Genomic DNA, 14,866 nt, shown 5'->3' with positions numbered 1-14,866 from the left:
TGTAGGTCCGCGACCGTTTCTTGAAAGTTTGCACAGCCGCTGCACCGCCCCCATTAATTGAACGGAGCTGGGTGCAGTGAGGCTGGTCTTTCAGGAAAAGGACGTTTCCCGTGGCACTGATACAGCGCTTTGCACTGCTTGCCCTGTTGTTCTCGATTGATGCCGTTGCGGTTATTGAACCGCCTCGGCGCGAAATCCGCTTCGCTGTTGCCGCGCAATTCCCGCCTTTCCAAAGCCGCAACCTGCAAGGCCAACTGGTCGGCCTGAATATCGACCTGGGTAACGCCCTGTGCCAGCAACTGAAGGTGCGCTGCACCTGGGTCGACCAGGTGCTTGTCGAAAACATCCCCGCGCTTGATGCCCGGCAATTCGATGCGATCATGGGGATGGCTCCCACGTCTGAGCGGCGGCGATGGGTGGGCTTCACCGATAACCTTTATCCCTTCACTACGCGTTTGGTCGCCCGCAGGTCCTCAGGCCTGATGCCGACCATCAGTTCGCTCAAGGGCAAGCGAGTGGGGGTATTGCTGGGCAGCAACCGCGAAGCTTTTACCCGCTCGAAGTGGGCGCCCGAGGGCGTGATCATCGAGAGTTTCTGGCTCAATGACGAACTGGTCCGCAGCCTGGTGGCCGGCGATATCGATGCAACCCTGCAGGGCACCGTGGAAATTCGGGGCGCGCTGCTCGACACCGACGCCGGCCAGGATTTCAACTTCCTGGGCCCTGCCATTTCGGCCGAACTTTTGGGCGACGGCGTGGCGATCGCGGTGCGCAAGCCCGATACGGCGTTACGCAATCAACTCAACCGTGCCCTTGAAGAGCTGATGCAAAACGGCCAATACCAACGGATCCTCGCGCCCTACCACTTGGAAGCGCCGTGACGGTTCATTAATTGCGCGCGCTGGCGCAGGACAGGTTCATAGCCAGCCTCTGACGCCTTGCAACCTGTGTGCTCAAGCCGTGCGCAAGGAAATAAACGCGTAGTTGGCCGGCACCTCGGTAGCAATCTGTGCGCCGGCATCCAGCAACTGCTCGGCGATGTCCAGGCCGGACACATGAAACACCCACTCACTGGCCACGGATGGCTGGTCAACCGCCAGCTCGATGGCCTGGGCAAAGGCGTGCATGTCGGGAAGGTACGCGGTAAACCCATCGCCCTTTAGCGCGGTGGTGCGAATGCCCAGCAGCGCACACACAGCCTCTTTGGTGTGTACGTCGTCACGGTCTGCCTGCCGGGAGCGGCGGATCAGTTCTGCCAGCTGCTGGTCCACCAACTCGCCTCCCACGATCAGCGCCGGGCCCTGTTCCCAGGATTCCGGCGGGCAGTCCTTGGCGGCAGGGTTCAGCGGGATGTGCGGGTTGATTTCCATCGGGTAGATACGGCACACCAACGGGCGGCGCTCATAAATGCCGCAGCGGTTGTCTTCGTCAAGATTCCGGCAGCGCCCGGCGTTGTAGGCGGCAAACGTGATGGCCACAAACGCCTCGGTATTGCCACTGGGCACCACCACCGAACGGCGCTCGGCGTGTTCGCGTTGTAGCACGGGCAAGCCCAGGCCATTGCCGAGAAAACCCTCTACCAGAACAATAACGTTACCGCCGTCAGCCGCCCAACTCCGGGCCTCTTCGAGGGTCAGGGGCACATGATGGTCGGTGCAGCATTTGCCGCAACCCACGCAGGAAAAATGAGTGTTCATGGAGGATCTGTCACCAGGCAAGGTCAGAGGGCACTCTTGAACAGTGGCGGGATTTTGCCTCTATTCACTGTTCAGGCACTGTGGAAGCAAGTTATGCGCCAGTGCCTGTCAGTCTGCGGGGACCAGGTCGCGCAGCACAAAGACCATGCCTGCACTTTCATACAGTTGCCGGGCGCGCAGGTTGCTCTCGCGCACTTTGAGGTCTACGTAGGGTTCGCCGCGCTGCTTGAACACCTGAAAGGTGTGCAGCAGCAACGCGCGACCCAGCCCCTGGCCTTGGGCGCAGGGGTGTATGGAGAGGTTCTTGATAAACGCGCTGGTCCAGCATTGAGCCACGCCGAGAATACCGTCACGGTGACTGGCCACCAGGCACAGCGTCGGGTCGAACTCGGCATCGGTGACGAACTGCTGCCGCCAGTGTTCCAGGCTGGCGACACGACCACCGCCTTGATCCTGGGTCATGCGCAACACCGCATGAATCGCCGGGGCCAGCTCGTCGCGGTAATGCTCCAGCCGGGTATCCGCTGGCCACTGCGGCGCAGGCAGGCTGGCGGTAAGGTCGCGGCGCAGCAGTTGGAAGTATTCCGCCACCGGTTACAGGCCCTTTTGCGCCACAGCCTTGGCAGCGATAACCAGGCACTTGGTCAGCTCGGGCGACGAAAACTTGGTCAGCACCGCGTCGGCGCCGGCCAGACGGGCTTTTTCACTGTTCATCGCGCTGTCCAGGGAGGTGTGCAGCAACACGTACAACTCCTGGAAATCCGGGGTTTCGCGCAGGGTGCGGGTGAGGGCGTACCCGTCCATTTCGGACATTTCGATGTCCGACACCACCACGTTGATCTGCTCGACCGTGCCTTGTAGCTCCAGCAGTACGTCGATGGCTTCCTTGGCGCTGCGTGCGGTATGGCACGTCAGGCCGAGGTTGCGCAGGGTGTGCACCGATTGCTGCAGGGCGACCTGGCTGTCGTCCACCACCAGAATCCGCGCGTTGCCGAGTACTTCGGCCTCTTCCATGGTCAAGTCGGTCGGCGCCACTTCAATTGGCGCCGGGGCGATGCCATGAATGACCTTTTCGATATCCAACACCTGCACCAGCCCGCCTTCGACCTGGGTCACCCCGGTGATAAACGAGCGATTACCGCCGGAACCATAGGGCGGCGGGCGGATGTCGGTGGTCAGGCAATGCACGATCTTGCTCACCGCCTGTACGTGCAGGCCCTGCTTGGAGCGGCTGACGTCGGTCACAATCAGGCAGCCGCCGTTCGGGTCTTGCAGGGGCATTTCGCCGAGGGCGCGGCTCAGGTCGATCACTGAGAGCGAGGCACCGCGCAGCGTGGCGATGCCTTTGACGTGGGGGTGTGACTCCGGCAGCTTGGTCAGCGGCGGGCACGGGATGATTTCACTGACTTTAAGCAGGTTAATGGCCATCAACTTGCCGCTGCGCAAGGTAAAGAGCAGAAGCGAGAGTGAATCTGCGCGGGCTTTGGTGGTGGACATAAAAACCTTCTGAGGATCAGGAATGACGATCTATAGAGGGTTATCGACTTGGGCACGCCAGGCTTTAACCGGATTTATGGAATGCAGCTGGTTGAGATGAACAGGCGTGTGTGGGAACTGGTTCGCCTGCGATAGCGTCACCTCGATATCACTGATACACCGAGGCGCCTGCATCGCGGGCAAGCCCGGCTCTCACATGGGGCCGCTCCTGCATTGGTCAGGTGTCAGCCCTTCCACACCTGCGGGTTCACCAGATCCTGCGGACGCTGGCCGAGCAGGGCGCTGCGCAGGTTGTCCAGGGCGCGGTTGGCCATGGCCTCACGGGTTTCATTCGTGGCCGAGCCGATGTGCGGCAGGGTCACGGCATTGCTCAGCTGGAACAGCGGCGATTCAGCCAGCGGCTCCTGTTCATACACATCCAGCCCGGCGCCACGGATTTTCTGGGTTTGCAGCGCTTCGATCAGCGCCGGCTCATCCACCACCGGGCCACGGGAAATATTGATCAGGATCGCGCTGGGCTTCATCAGCCCCAACTCGCGGGTGCTGATCAGGTGGCGGGTCTTTTCGCTCAACGGCACCACCAGGCAAACGAAGTCCGACTCGGCCAGCAACTGGTCCAGGCTGCGAAATTGCGCCCCCAGCTGCTGTTCCAGCTCGGTCTTGCGGCTGTTGCCGCTGTACAGAATCGGCATATTGAAACCCAGGCGTCCACGTCGGGCGACAGCCGCGCCGATATTGCCCATGCCGACGATACCGAGGGTCTTGCCATGCACGTCGCAGCCGAACAGCGGAGCGCCGACGCTGGCTTTCCACTGGCCGGCCTTGGTCCAGGCGTCCAGTTCGGCCACACGGCGCGCGCTGCTCATCAGCAAGGCGAAGGCCAGGTCGGCGGTGCTTTCGGTGAGTACGTCGGGGGTATTGGTGAGCATGATCCCGCGCTCGTTGAAGTACGGCACGTCGTAGTTGTCGTAGCCCACCGAGACGCTGGAGACCACTTCCAGTTTGCTGGCGCCCTCAAGTTGCGCGCGCCCGAGTTTGCGGCCCACGCCGATCAAACCGTGGGCGTGGGGCAGGGCTTCATTGAATTGAGCATTGATGTCCCCGCGCTTGGGGTCGGGCGCGATCACCTCGAAGTCCTGTTGCAGGCGTTCGATCATGTGCGGGGTGACGCGGCTGAAGGCGAGGACAGTCTTTTTCATTGCAGGCGGGCTCATCGACTACGGAAGAATACCAAGCACGCTAACATTCCTGTCGACAATTGTCAGGACGACCCTTTAACAGTGGGAGCTGGCTTTACCCCACCACTCGGGGCCTCGCTTAGGCTTGAATCCGTGGTTAACGGGGCCTGTCAGATCAAAAGCAAGAGCACGGCGGCCTGGTAGCCGACCTGAGTGGTTGAAGCAAAAGCAGGGCAGAAGCACAGCGGCACACTCTCTGTCTGATGTATCGAGATCCAAATGTGGGAGCGGGCTTGCTCGCGAATGCGATGGGTCAGCCAGCTTATCTGTAACTGATACACCGCCTTCGCGAGCAAGCCCGCTCCCACAATTTGACAGAGTTCAACTGCCAGCACCGCTGTGCTCTGCTTTCTGTGGGAGCTGGCTTGTCGGACCGCTCCCACATTTGAGTTATATCGACGAGCAGAAATCAGTTCGCCAGGCGAGCGCCGCTGAGGCTGCGACTCAATTCATACGCCACCAACTCCGCCTGATGCGCCGCCAGAATCTCCGGCAACGAACCGCGCAGGTATTCCACCCAGGTCTTGATCTTCGCATCCAGGTACTGGCGTGACGGGTAGATGGCGTACAGGTTCAGCTCTTGCGAGCGATAGGTGGGCATCACGCGCACCAGTGTGCCGTTGCGCAGGCCTTCGATGGCCGCATACACCGGCAACAGGCCAACGCCCATGCCGCTGGTGATCGCGGTTTTCATCGCATCGGCCGAGTTGACCAGAAACGGCGAGGTGTTGATCGCCACGCTTTCCTGGCCTTCGGGGCCATTGAAGGTCCATTTATCCAGCTGGATAACCGGGCTTACCAGGCGCAGGCAGGCGTGGTTGAGCAAATCCTGCGGCCGTTGCGCGCAGCCTTTGGCCTTGACGTAGTCCGGCGAGGCGCACGCGATGCTGTAGGTGATGCCCAGGCGCTGGGACACGAAGCCCGAATCCGGCAATTCACTGGCCAGCACGATGGACACGTCGTAGCCCTCGTCGAGCAGGTCCGGCACGCGGTTGGCCAGGGTCAGGTCGAAGGTCACGTCAGGATGGGTGCGGCGGTAGCGGGCAATCGCGTCAATCACGAAATGCTGGCCGATACCGGTCATGGTGTGCACTTTCAACTGCCCGGCAGGGCGCGCGTGGGCGTCGCTGGCTTCGGCCTCGGCCTCCTCGACATAGGCGAGGATCTGTTCGCAGCGCAGCAAGTAACGTTTACCGGCTTCGGTCAGTGCAATGCGACGGGTGGTGCGGTTGAGCAAGCGGGTTTGCAGATGGGCCTCAAGGTTGGAGACCGCGCGCGAGACGTTGGCGGTGGTGGTGTCCAGTTGCACGGCGGCGGCGGTGAAGCTGCCGGCTTCGGCCACGCAACTGAAAGCGCGCATGTTTTGCAAAGTGTCCATGGAGTGTTCTCAGGGGAGATAACAAATTGTGACAGAAAGTTACGCCGTCCAGTGATCCCTACCAACGGATTATCGCCTGAACGGTAACAAAGATTCACAGGAATGCCAGCTTATCGTCCTCCATCGCGCCCCCTAGAATTGCGCCACCTTCCCCGCAACACCACCTCAGGAATACGCTTGCCGTGCCGCGTCGCATCAACAGAGAGCTGAAGGCTCTCAGTGTTTGGGCCTTATCGTTAGCAATCAGCGGCTGCATCGGAACCGGAGGAATCGCCCCTCAAGGCCAGGCCCTCAACGCCAATAACCTGGTCACCGACGAAGCGATCCAGAGCGCCGCCCGGGACGCCCACTGGCCCACCACCCACTGGTGGCAAGCCTACGGCGATCCGCAATTGAACCGCTGGGTGGAACTTGCCACGCAAAACAGCCCGAGCATGGCCATGGCCGCCGCGCGGGTGCGTGAAGCGCGGGCCATGGCCGGGATTGCCGAGTCGGCCGAGTCGTTGCAGATCAACAGTGACACTACCCTCAAGCGCCACAATTGGCCGAAGGATCAGTTTTACGGTCCGGGCGAATTGAGCGGCGCCAACACCTGGGACAACAATTCGTCCCTGGGCCTGAGTTACGCCCTCGACCTGTGGGGCCGCGAAAGTAACAGCACCGAACGCGCCGTCGACCTGGCCCATATGAGCGCTGCCGAAGCGCGCCAGGCCCAGCTCGAATTGCAAAACAACGTGGTGCGCGCCTATATCCAGCTGTCGTTGCACTATGCCAACCGCGACATCGTTGCCGCCACGTTGGCCCAGCAACAGCAAATTCTCGACCTGGCCAACAAACGCTTGAATGCCGGGATCGGCACCCATTTTGATGTCAGCCAGGCTGAAACGCCGTTGCCGGAAACCCATCGCCAACTCGACGCCGTGGACGAAGAAATCGCCCTGAGCCGTAACCAACTGGCGGCGTTGGCGGGCAAAGGTCCGGGTGAAGGCGCGCAACTGCAACGGCCGAGCCTGGCCCTCGCCGCGCCGCTGAAATTGCCATCGAGCTTGCCGGCGCAATTGCTTGGTCAGCGCCCGGACGTGGTCGCCAGCCGTTGGCAAGTCGCCGCCCAGGCCCGAGGCATTGATGTGGCCCATGCCGGTTTCTACCCCAATGTCGACCTGGTCGGTAGCCTGGGTTTCGTCGCTACCGGCGGCACCATGCTGGGCTTTCTCAGCGGTCAGAAATTCAACTACAACGTCGGCCCGGCGATCACCTTGCCGATCTTCGACGGCGGCCGTTTGCGCGCGCAGTTGGGCGAGGCCAGCGCCGGTTATGACCTCGCCGTGGCCAAGTACAACCAGACTCTGGTCAATGCGCTCAAGGGCATCAGCGACCAGTTGATCCGCCGCGAATCCATGGACAAGCAGTCGGCCTTTGCCGCGCAGTCGGTGGCCTCGGCACAGAAAACCTACGACATCGCGATGATCGCCTATCAGCGCGGCCTTACCGACTACCTCAATGTGCTGAACGCCCAGACCCTGCTGTTCCGCCAGCAACAGGTGGAGCAACAGGTGCAGGCCGCGCGCCTGAGTGCCCATGCCGAACTGGTGACCGCCCTGGGTGGCGGGCTCGGCGCCGGTAACGATATGCCGCAAGATGCCAAGAGTCTCCCCGGCAAAACCCCGGCGGCGCTTGCCGTGTTTGATCACTGAGTAGGCGTTCATGACTTCCTTGCCTGCACCGCTGCGCTGGTTGCACTCCCTTGAGTGGCGCCGTGGTTTTTTCGACTGGGCACGCAGTGATGGCGTGACCTGGGTCTATATCTTCAAGGTGCTGATCGCTGCGTTCCTCACGCTGTGGTTGGCCATGCGCCTGGAGCTGCCGCAACCGCGTACCGCGATGATCACCGTGTTTATCGTGATGCAACCGCAGAGCGGCCAGGTGTTCGCCAAGAGCTTTTACCGCTTCCTCGGCACCCTGGCGGGTTCGGCGGTGATGGTCTTTTTGATTGCCTTGTTTGCACAGAACACCGAATTGTTCCTCGGCGCGCTGGCGATCTGGGTCGGCATTTGCACCGCTGGCGCAACGCGTAACCGCAACTTCCGCGCCTATGGTTTTGTGCTGGCCGGCTACACGGCGGCGATGGTGGGTTTGCCCGCCCTGGCGCACCCGGACGGCGCGTTCATGGCGGCGGTGTGGCGGGTGCTGGAAATTTCCCTGGGGATTCTCTGTTCCACGCTGGTCAGCGCCGCGATCCTGCCGCAGACCAGCAGCGCGGCCATGCGCAACGCCCTGTATCAGCGCTTTGGCGTGTTCGCGCTGTTCGTCACCGACGGCCTGCGTGGGCGCAGCCAGCGCGAAGGTTTTGAGGCCAGCAACGTGCGCTTTATCGCCGAAGCCGTGGGCCTGGAAGGCTTGCGCAGCGTCACCGTGTTTGAAGACCCGCATATGCGTCGGCGCAACGGTCGGCTCAGTCGCCTCAACAGCGAGTTCATGAGCATTACTACGCGTTTCAATGCGCTGCACCAGCTGTTGGAACGGCTGCGCACGGTTGAAGCCGATCATGTGGTCGCGGCGATCAAGCCCGGCCTGCAGGACCTTGCCGAAGTGCTCGACGGCTTCTCCGGCCGTGCCCTCACCAGCCCCGACGCCGCGCGCCTGGTCAACCAACTGAGCGCCTACAAGGACGGCCTGCCCGCCAAAGTGCGCAGCCTGCGTGCCACCTTCCAGGAAGGCAACCCGAGCGAAGCCGAGCAGCTGGATTTTCATACGGCCTACGAGCTGCTGTACCGCTTCGTCGACGACCTGCACAACTACGCGCAGACCCACGCCTCCCTGGCTGATCACAGCCATGCACGCGAGCAGTGGGATGAAACCTTTATCCCCAAAACCAACTGGCTGGCCTGCGCCGCTTCAGGGATTCGCGCGTCGTTCATCCTGATCGTGCTCGGCAGCTACTGGGTGGCCACCGCCTGGCCGAGTGGCGCGACCATGACCCTGATCGCCGCCGCCACCGTTGGCCTGTCCGCCGCCACGCCCAACCCCAAACGCATGGCGTTCCAGATGGCCTGCGGCACCTTGATCGGCGCATTGGTGGGCTTCGTCGAAATGTTCTTCGTGTTCCCCTGGATCGACGGTTTCCCGCTGCTGTGCGTGATGCTTGCGCCGGTGATCATCTTCGGCGCCTTCCTCGCCTCACGGCCAAAATATGCGGGCGTCGGTGTGGGCCTGCTGATTTTCTTCAGCACCGGCTCGGTGCCGGACAACCTCACGGTCTACAACCCCTACACCTTTATCAACGACTACATCGCCATGGTCATCGGCATGCTGGTGTGCGCGGCGGCGGGGGCGATAATCCTGCCGCCCAACAGCCGTTGGCTGTGGCGCCGCCTCGAGCAGGACCTGCGTGAGCAAGTGGTGTATGCGATCAGTGGCAAGCTCAAGGGCCTGGCGTCGAGTTTCGAAAGCCGCACCCGCGACCTGCTGCACCAGGCTTACGGCCTCGCCGTCGGCCAGCCGCAAGTGCAGCGCGACCTGCTGCGCTGGATGTTCGTGGTGCTGGAAGTCGGCCACGCGATCATCGAACTGCGTAAGGAGCAGGCGATTTTGCCGGTGCACCCGGCCTATGCCGAATCCCAGCCATGGCGCCAGGCAATCCGCGTGATGGGCCGCTCGCTGGTGCGGCTGTTCCTGCAGCCCAGCGCGAGCAACCTGGAGCGCGGGCTAATTGCCGTCGACCATGCGATCAGCCGCGTGCAGGCCACCGACGAACCTTTCGCCCCGCACTTCGACACCTCGGCCCTGCGCCGGGTGAAAAGCTACCTGCACTTTATTCGCACCTCGTTGCTTGACCCGCAATCGCCGCTGGCTGCCCTCAAAGGATCTCCACATGCCGCGTGAAATAGCCTTTCACGGCCTCTACATGCCGACCATGACCCTGATGTTCTTGATCGCGGCCGCGCTTGCCTGGGCCCTGGATCGCTTCCTGGCCGGGTTCGACCTGTACCGTTTTTTCTGGCACCCGGCGTTGCTGCGCCTGAGCCTGTTCGTTTGCCTGTTCGGCGCGCTGGCGCTGACCGTCTACCGTTGAGAATGCCCCGATGAAAAAGTTTTTCAGCCTGCTTGCGACCTTGCTGGTACTGGCTTTGGCGATCTGGATTGGCCGCACATTGTGGGTGCACTACATGGAAACGCCTTGGACCCGCGATGGCCGCGTGCGCGCCGACATCATCAACGTCGCCGCCGACGTTACCGGGGAAGTGGTCGACGTGCCGGTGCGGGACAACCAGTTGGTGAAAAAGGGCGACCTGCTGATGCAGATCGACCCCGAGCACTACCGCATTGCGGTCAAGCAAGCCCAGTCCCTGGTAGCGTCCCGTAAAGCCACCTGGGAAATGCGCAAGGTCAACGCCCACCGCCGCGCTGACCTCGACGCGTTGGTGATCTCCAGGGAAAACCGCGACGACGCCAGCAACATTGCTGACTCCGCCCTGGCCGACTATCAACACGCGCTGGCGCAGCTGGAAGCCGCTGAACTTAACTTGAAGCGAACGCAAGTCGTGGCGGCGGTGGACGGCTACGTCACTAACCTCAACGTGCACCGTGGCGACTACGCGCGCATCGGTGAAGCGAAGATGGCTGTGGTCGATATGAACTCGTTCTGGGTGTATGGCTTCTTCGAAGAAACCAAGCTGCCCCACGTCAAAGTCGGCGACAAGGCCGATATGCAACTGATGAGCGGCGAGACGCTCAAGGGCCATGTGGAAAGCATCTCGCGCGGCATCTACGACCGCGACAACCCCGAGAGCCGCGAGCTGGTGGCGGATGTGAACCCGACCTTCAACTGGGTGCGCCTGGCCCAGCGGGTGCCGGTGCGGATTCACATTGATGAAGTGCCGGACGGCCTGTTGCTGGCGGCGGGTATCACCTGCACCGTTATCGTTGACCCAGCACAACACTGAAAGGTGGAGCGGGCTTGTGTGGGAGCTGGCTTGCCTGCGATAGCGCACTGTCAGTAGAAAGATGTGCAACTGACCCACCGCTATCGCAGGCAAGCCAGCTCCCACCGTTTTGAGCGCGTCAGGCCTTGATGAAGGTTTCATGCAGGTGGCGCCACAGCAGCGCGCCGCTGGCCTGCTTTTCGAACACCACGGTGGCGCGTCGATCGGTCTGGGTGCCGCTGTCGTCAACCTGATGTTCGCGATAGGTCACGATGGCACCGCGCGCATGCCGGTCAATCCCGACCATTTCACTCAAGGTGATTTTCAGCCCCGGGCGCATGCCGCCCAGGCGCGTGAACAAGGCATTCAATCCGGCTGCATTTACCCTCGCGCCGGTGGCGGGGGCAACCATGCTGAATTCAGGCGAGAAGCGCGCCAGCAAACTCTGCAACGTGCCTTCTGGCGCAACCCCGGCAAACCACTGTTCGATCTCGACGTGGGTCTGGGTCACTTCCTCAAAAAAATCGCGGTAATCAATCATGGCTGTGGCTCGCTGGCAGGGTGAAGCAGTGTGCTGACTCTGGACGCATCCAGGCGCAACACTGCCAAGAGGGGCAGCAGTGTCAGGGCTGCCGCTATCGTGAAGGTTATGGCGAAGGAATCCAAGGCCGACAACAACGCACTGAGTGCGGCGGCGCCGAGGCAGAAACTCACTTGCCGATTGATATTCCACAGGGCGCTGGCGTGGCCCATGTGTGTATCGGGAATGTCGAGAAACGCCAGCGTCTGCGCGGTGCTGCTGCACAGGCTGCCACCCAGGCCCATCAAGGCGTAGGCCGCAATAATCACGGCGGGCTCGGGTTTGGTCAGCAGGAGGATTCCGATGCATTGCAACACCATGCCCGCCAGCAGCAACGGTTTCGGGCCGCAGCGGTTGAACAGCTTTTTGCTGAGGAAAATCGCCAGCGCCGAGGCCAGCGCCCACGGCAACATCAGTGCGCCGGTGTGTGTCGCGTCATAGCCCAGGCCGCGCAGGTAGAGGATGGCGATCAGGCAGGTGCCGATGAATACGCCCGGGATGAACAGATAGATCAGCATCGCCACCCGCAACAGCGGGCTGCGGATTTGTTTGAAAATGCTGCCCAGCTCCAGGCCCGGTCGAACGGTTGTCGGGCTATCAGGTTTTATCCACAGCAACGCCAGCAGCAGGGTCATCAGTGCCAGTGGCAGGTTGGCGTAAAAGATCCAGCGCCAGGCCATGGTGTCGACAATCAACCCACCCAACGCCGGTGACAGCGCCGGAACCAGCAGGGCGACCGACATCACGCGTGCCGTCAGTTGGCTGCGTTCTGCCGGTGGAAAGTGCCGATAAGCCATGGCCTGGCCCACGGGAATCAGCAAGCCGCCGCCCAGCCCTTGCAACGCACGCCAGCCAATCAGTGTTTCGATGGAGCCGGCCTGGCCGACCATTACCGACGCGCCGGCAAACACCAGCAGGCTCACGGCGATCAGTGTTCGCTCGCCCAGGATCGCCGCCAGCCAGACGCTCAAGGGAATAATCACGGTCAGCCCGAGCATGTATGCGTTGCTGATCCACGCCAATTGCGTGACCGAGGCGTGCAGTTCGCGGGCGATATCCGGGTAGGCGACTGTGGCGACAAACATGTTCACCAAGTCCAGGGCGAAGCCCAGTAAAAAGATCCAGGCGACTTTCGAGCGGTAGGTCATGAACGCGATCCTGCGAGTGAAGCGGGCAGGGTAGGCGCGATGCAGGGTTTGGGATACGCCGGTTTGCCTGTTAGTTTGTCAAAAATATTTTGACAAAGGAGGGCGTGGCCGATGGTCAGCCTGGACCGTTTCGACACCTTCAAGGCCGTGGTCGAGGCCGGCTCGCTGACCGCGGCGGCGGACCTGTTGGGCCAGACCCGTGCCGTGGTCAGCTTTAACCTCAAGCGCCTGGAAGCAGAATTGGGCGTGACCCTGCTGACCCGCAACACCCGCCAACTGGCACTGACCGATGCCGGCGAACGCTTCTACTTGCGTTGCACGCGCATGCTTGAAGAAGCGCGTCTGGCGGTGGAAGAGGCGCGCTCCGAACATGCCCAGCTCAAAGGCACGTTGCGCATCACCACCACCGTGGAATATGCGCTGGCGGTAGTCGCCCCGGCGGTGGAAGCCTTTCGCCGCGCGCACCCGGACCTGAACATTCACTTATCCACATCCTCCACCCATGCCGATTTGATCTCGGAACGCTTTGACGTGGCGATTCGGTTGGGCCGCCTGCTGGACTCCACCCACCGCGCGGTGCAGCTGTCGACGTTCGAAGTATTTGCGGTGGCCGCTCCCGGGTTTGCCGGCGTTCAGACGTTGGATGAGTTGGAACGTGTGCCCAGGTTGGGCCATGGCCGTTTGACGGAACTGAGCGTGACCGACCCGGCAGGTGCCGCGCATCAATACCGCGCCGGTCAAACGGCGCTGGTGGCCGACAGTGCTGCCGTCCTCCAGGCGTTCGCCGTGCGTGGACACGGCGTGGCAGTACTGCCGCAATGGCTGGTGCAGGAGGATCTGGAGGCGGGGCGGCTGGTGCGGTTATTGGCCGACCATCGCTTCGCCCCACAAGGGGTTTATGCGATGTACCCGGATACCCGGCATTTGCCGTTGAAGGTGCGGGCGTTTATTGATTTTATGAAAGGTTAGAGTGAACCCGTCAGGCCGAAGCGCTTTTTCAACACCGCCTCCAGCAACGCCTTGGGCAACAACGCCGCCATCAACGGCAACGCCCGGCTGCCATTGCCCGCGCGCAACAACCGTGGCGGTTTTGACTGCTGCACCGCTTTCAGCACTTGAGCGGCAAAGTGCTCGGCTGAGGTCGGGTTGTCTTGCGAGGCCTGGGTGCGCGCACGAATACCGTCGCGCAACGGCCACCACGGCGATTTCTCGTTGATCAACAGTTCGGCCTGGGCGCCTGCATTTTTCGCAAAGCTCGTGTCGATAGCCCCCGGCTGTACTTCCATGACCCTTACACCAAATGGTGCCAGTTCCATGCGCAATGCATCGCTCAGGGCATGCACCGCGGCTTTCGACGCGCAGTACGCCCCGGCAAACGGTGTAACCAGCACCCCGGAAACGCTGCCGATATTGACCACCAGGCCTTTACCGCGACGCAGCGCGGGGAACAGCGCCTGGGTCACGCCGACGATGGAAAACACGTTGGTCTCGAACTGGCGTTGCATCGCTGCGGTGCCGCCGTCGAGCAGCGGGCCCATGGCGCCGTAGCCGGCGTTGTTGATCAACACATCCAGCTCGCCCCACTGTTCGGCGAGGTGCTGCAAGGCGGCGTTGTCGTTGACGTCCAGTTGTACCGTGTTGAAGCCGGCTGCAGCGAGGGCGGCGACGTCTGCCTCGCGGCGGGCACTGGCCCAGACCTCAAAGCCTGCAGATTTGAACGCGTCGGCCAGGGCGCGGCCGATGCCGCTGGAGCAACCGGTGATGAGTACGTTGGGCATGGATCAGTCCTTTGTCAGTCCGAGAAGCTGCCTTGCAGGTGCTCGGCGCGAAATTCCAGGGTTTGCGGGCGGTAGCCAGGGCGCAATGGAGGTGTGGGCAGGCAATCGTCCCAGGTAGCGCCGGCCTGCAGTTCGCCGGGGCCGCGATAACGTGGCGCCGCATAGACGTTGTCGGCCAGGTTGACGGTATCGCCCGGTGCATAAGCGGCGAGCCGCCAGCGCAGCTCGGTGAGGGGCACGTCGTTGCCGTTGTTCAGCACCAGTTTCAAGGGGCGGTCGGCCGGGCATTCCTGTGGTGCATAGCTGATGCGCAATTCCAGGCGCGACAGTTGCGAGGCTTCGCGGTTGTCCAGCCACACCACCCAAATGGCCACAAAGCCCAGGCCGACGGCAGCGGCCAGCGACACCGGCAACGCCTTGGCGGGGTAGCGCAGGAGCAGGATCAGCCAGGTGATGATCAGTAGAACGCCGAAGAACATGATGATGACCTCGCGAAGGGATAGACCATCGTACCTGTGGCTGGGCTGGGTTGACTATCTGCGGGCACAGACAGGGTATGTGCGCTGCATTGAACACATGATCAAACAAGTTTTTTTAGCGGTTTTTGTACGAATCGACACTCAGGAAG

Annotated in this window: 15 protein-coding genes; 6 read left to right on the top strand and 9 right to left on the bottom strand. The window is 62.0% G+C overall.

Annotation, left to right across the window (positions count from 1 at the left end; all coding sequences use genetic code 11):
• Positions 1–116 precede the first annotated feature (116 nt).
• Positions 117–881 (top strand): transporter substrate-binding domain-containing protein, encoded by a 765-nt coding sequence (locus ACDZ94_RS23800; protein ID WP_410524792.1) that lies wholly within the window; start codon positions 117–119, stop codon positions 879–881.
• Between the two features lie 72 nt (positions 882–953).
• On the opposite strand, the gene ACDZ94_RS23795 is transcribed toward ACDZ94_RS23800, so the two are convergent.
• The 5 genes from ACDZ94_RS23795 to ACDZ94_RS23775 all read right to left on the bottom strand — a co-directional run bounded on the left by ACDZ94_RS23795 (position 954) and on the right by ACDZ94_RS23775 (position 5,810).
• Positions 954–1,697, bottom strand: coding sequence for a YkgJ family cysteine cluster protein (locus ACDZ94_RS23795; protein WP_064450775.1), 744 nt, complete (start codon positions 1,695–1,697; stop codon positions 954–956).
• 108 nt (positions 1,698–1,805) lie between these two features.
• Entirely contained in the window at positions 1,806–2,288 is a 483-nt protein-coding gene (locus tag ACDZ94_RS23790) for a GNAT family N-acetyltransferase (RefSeq protein ID WP_432751615.1), read from the bottom strand.
• 3 nt (positions 2,289–2,291) lie between these two features.
• Complete coding sequence (locus ACDZ94_RS23785; protein ID WP_432751614.1) at positions 2,292–3,194, bottom strand: chemotaxis protein CheV; 903 nt, start codon at positions 3,192–3,194, stop codon at positions 2,292–2,294.
• Between the two features lie 224 nt (positions 3,195–3,418).
• A complete protein-coding gene (locus ACDZ94_RS23780) occupies positions 3,419–4,393 on the bottom strand; it encodes a 2-hydroxyacid dehydrogenase (RefSeq protein WP_064450778.1) in 975 nt (324 codons plus the stop codon).
• Positions 4,394–4,841: 448 nt separating this feature from the next.
• On the bottom strand, positions 4,842–5,810 hold the full coding sequence (locus ACDZ94_RS23775; RefSeq protein ID WP_432751613.1) for a LysR family transcriptional regulator: 969 nt from the start codon (positions 5,808–5,810) through the stop codon (positions 4,842–4,844).
• A 182-nt stretch (positions 5,811–5,992) separates the two neighbouring features.
• Here ACDZ94_RS23775 and ACDZ94_RS23770 point away from each other — a divergent pair, with 182 nt between their 5' ends.
• From ACDZ94_RS23770 to ACDZ94_RS23755, 4 genes are read left to right on the top strand one after another with little or no spacing between them, the layout of a single operon-like run.
• Positions 5,993–7,504, top strand: coding sequence for an efflux transporter outer membrane subunit (locus tag ACDZ94_RS23770; RefSeq protein WP_432751612.1), 1,512 nt, complete (start codon positions 5,993–5,995; stop codon positions 7,502–7,504).
• Positions 7,505–7,514: 10 nt separating this feature from the next.
• Positions 7,515–9,692 carry an FUSC family protein gene (locus ACDZ94_RS23765; protein ID WP_064450781.1) on the top strand — a complete coding sequence of 726 codons (2,178 nt, stop codon included), beginning with the start codon at positions 7,515–7,517 and terminating at the stop codon, positions 9,690–9,692.
• A complete protein-coding gene (locus ACDZ94_RS23760; RefSeq protein WP_053254492.1) occupies positions 9,682–9,882 on the top strand; it encodes a DUF1656 domain-containing protein in 201 nt (66 codons plus the stop codon). Before ACDZ94_RS23765 ends, ACDZ94_RS23760 begins: the two co-directional genes overlap by 11 nt.
• A 10-nt stretch (positions 9,883–9,892) precedes the next feature.
• Positions 9,893–10,753, top strand: coding sequence for an efflux RND transporter periplasmic adaptor subunit (locus tag ACDZ94_RS23755; protein ID WP_432751611.1), 861 nt, complete (start codon positions 9,893–9,895; stop codon positions 10,751–10,753).
• Positions 10,754–10,871: 118 nt separating this feature from the next.
• Here the strand turns inward: ACDZ94_RS23755 and ACDZ94_RS23750 are convergent, their stop codons facing one another.
• Both ACDZ94_RS23750 and ACDZ94_RS23745 read right to left on the bottom strand, forming a co-directional pair.
• The gene (locus tag ACDZ94_RS23750) at positions 10,872–11,273 is read right to left on the bottom strand and encodes a hypothetical protein (protein WP_064450783.1); all 402 of its coding nucleotides are present in this window, start codon (positions 11,271–11,273) and stop codon (positions 10,872–10,874) included.
• On the bottom strand, positions 11,270–12,460 hold the full coding sequence (locus ACDZ94_RS23745; protein ID WP_432751610.1) for an MFS transporter: 1,191 nt from the start codon (positions 12,458–12,460) through the stop codon (positions 11,270–11,272). Before ACDZ94_RS23745 ends, ACDZ94_RS23750 begins: the two co-directional genes overlap by 4 nt.
• 111 nt (positions 12,461–12,571) lie before the next feature.
• Here ACDZ94_RS23745 and ACDZ94_RS23740 point away from each other — a divergent pair, with 111 nt between their 5' ends.
• Positions 12,572–13,429: a LysR substrate-binding domain-containing protein gene (locus ACDZ94_RS23740; RefSeq protein ID WP_432751609.1), complete on the top strand. Its 858-nt coding sequence runs from the start codon at positions 12,572–12,574 to the stop codon at positions 13,427–13,429.
• On the opposite strand, the gene ACDZ94_RS23735 is transcribed toward ACDZ94_RS23740, so the two are convergent.
• Both ACDZ94_RS23735 and ACDZ94_RS23730 read right to left on the bottom strand, forming a co-directional pair.
• Positions 13,426–14,238: an SDR family oxidoreductase gene (locus ACDZ94_RS23735; RefSeq protein ID WP_064450786.1), complete on the bottom strand. Its 813-nt coding sequence runs from the start codon at positions 14,236–14,238 to the stop codon at positions 13,426–13,428. The two genes, ACDZ94_RS23740 and ACDZ94_RS23735, sit on opposite strands and share 4 nt — an antisense overlap.
• 14 nt (positions 14,239–14,252) lie before the next feature.
• Positions 14,253–14,717, bottom strand: coding sequence for a hypothetical protein (locus ACDZ94_RS23730; RefSeq protein WP_064450787.1), 465 nt, complete (start codon positions 14,715–14,717; stop codon positions 14,253–14,255).
• Positions 14,718–14,866 lie beyond the last annotated feature (149 nt).

Origin of the sequence: Pseudomonas sp. UBT (assembly GCF_050915955.1) — a bacterium.
GTDB lineage: Bacteria > Pseudomonadota > Gammaproteobacteria > Pseudomonadales > Pseudomonadaceae > Aquipseudomonas > Aquipseudomonas antarctica_A.
This window is presented reverse-complemented; position numbering and strand designations above follow the sequence as displayed.

Coding starts and splice junctions, on each gene's coding strand:
- ACDZ94_RS23795 (WP_064450775.1), bottom strand. CDS start 1,697: ATGAACACTCATTTTTCCTGCGTGGGTTGCGGCAAATGCTGCACCGAC.
- ACDZ94_RS23785 (WP_432751614.1), bottom strand. CDS start 3,194: ATGTCCACCACCAAAGCCCGCGCAGATTCACTCTCGCTTCTGCTCTTT.
- ACDZ94_RS23780 (WP_064450778.1), bottom strand. CDS start 4,393: ATGAAAAAGACTGTCCTCGCCTTCAGCCGCGTCACCCCGCACATGATC.
- ACDZ94_RS23775 (WP_432751613.1), bottom strand. CDS start 5,810: ATGGACACTTTGCAAAACATGCGCGCTTTCAGTTGCGTGGCCGAAGCC.
- ACDZ94_RS23765 (WP_064450781.1), top strand. CDS start 7,515: ATGACTTCCTTGCCTGCACCGCTGCGCTGGTTGCACTCCCTTGAGTGG.
- ACDZ94_RS23760 (WP_053254492.1), top strand. CDS start 9,682: ATGCCGCGTGAAATAGCCTTTCACGGCCTCTACATGCCGACCATGACC.
- ACDZ94_RS23755 (WP_432751611.1), top strand. CDS start 9,893: ATGAAAAAGTTTTTCAGCCTGCTTGCGACCTTGCTGGTACTGGCTTTG.
- ACDZ94_RS23750 (WP_064450783.1), bottom strand. CDS start 11,273: ATGATTGATTACCGCGATTTTTTTGAGGAAGTGACCCAGACCCACGTC.
- ACDZ94_RS23745 (WP_432751610.1), bottom strand. CDS start 12,460: ATGACCTACCGCTCGAAAGTCGCCTGGATCTTTTTACTGGGCTTCGCC.
- ACDZ94_RS23740 (WP_432751609.1), top strand. CDS start 12,572: ATGGTCAGCCTGGACCGTTTCGACACCTTCAAGGCCGTGGTCGAGGCC.
- ACDZ94_RS23735 (WP_064450786.1), bottom strand. CDS start 14,238: ATGCCCAACGTACTCATCACCGGTTGCTCCAGCGGCATCGGCCGCGCC.
- ACDZ94_RS23730 (WP_064450787.1), bottom strand. CDS start 14,717: ATGTTCTTCGGCGTTCTACTGATCATCACCTGGCTGATCCTGCTCCTG.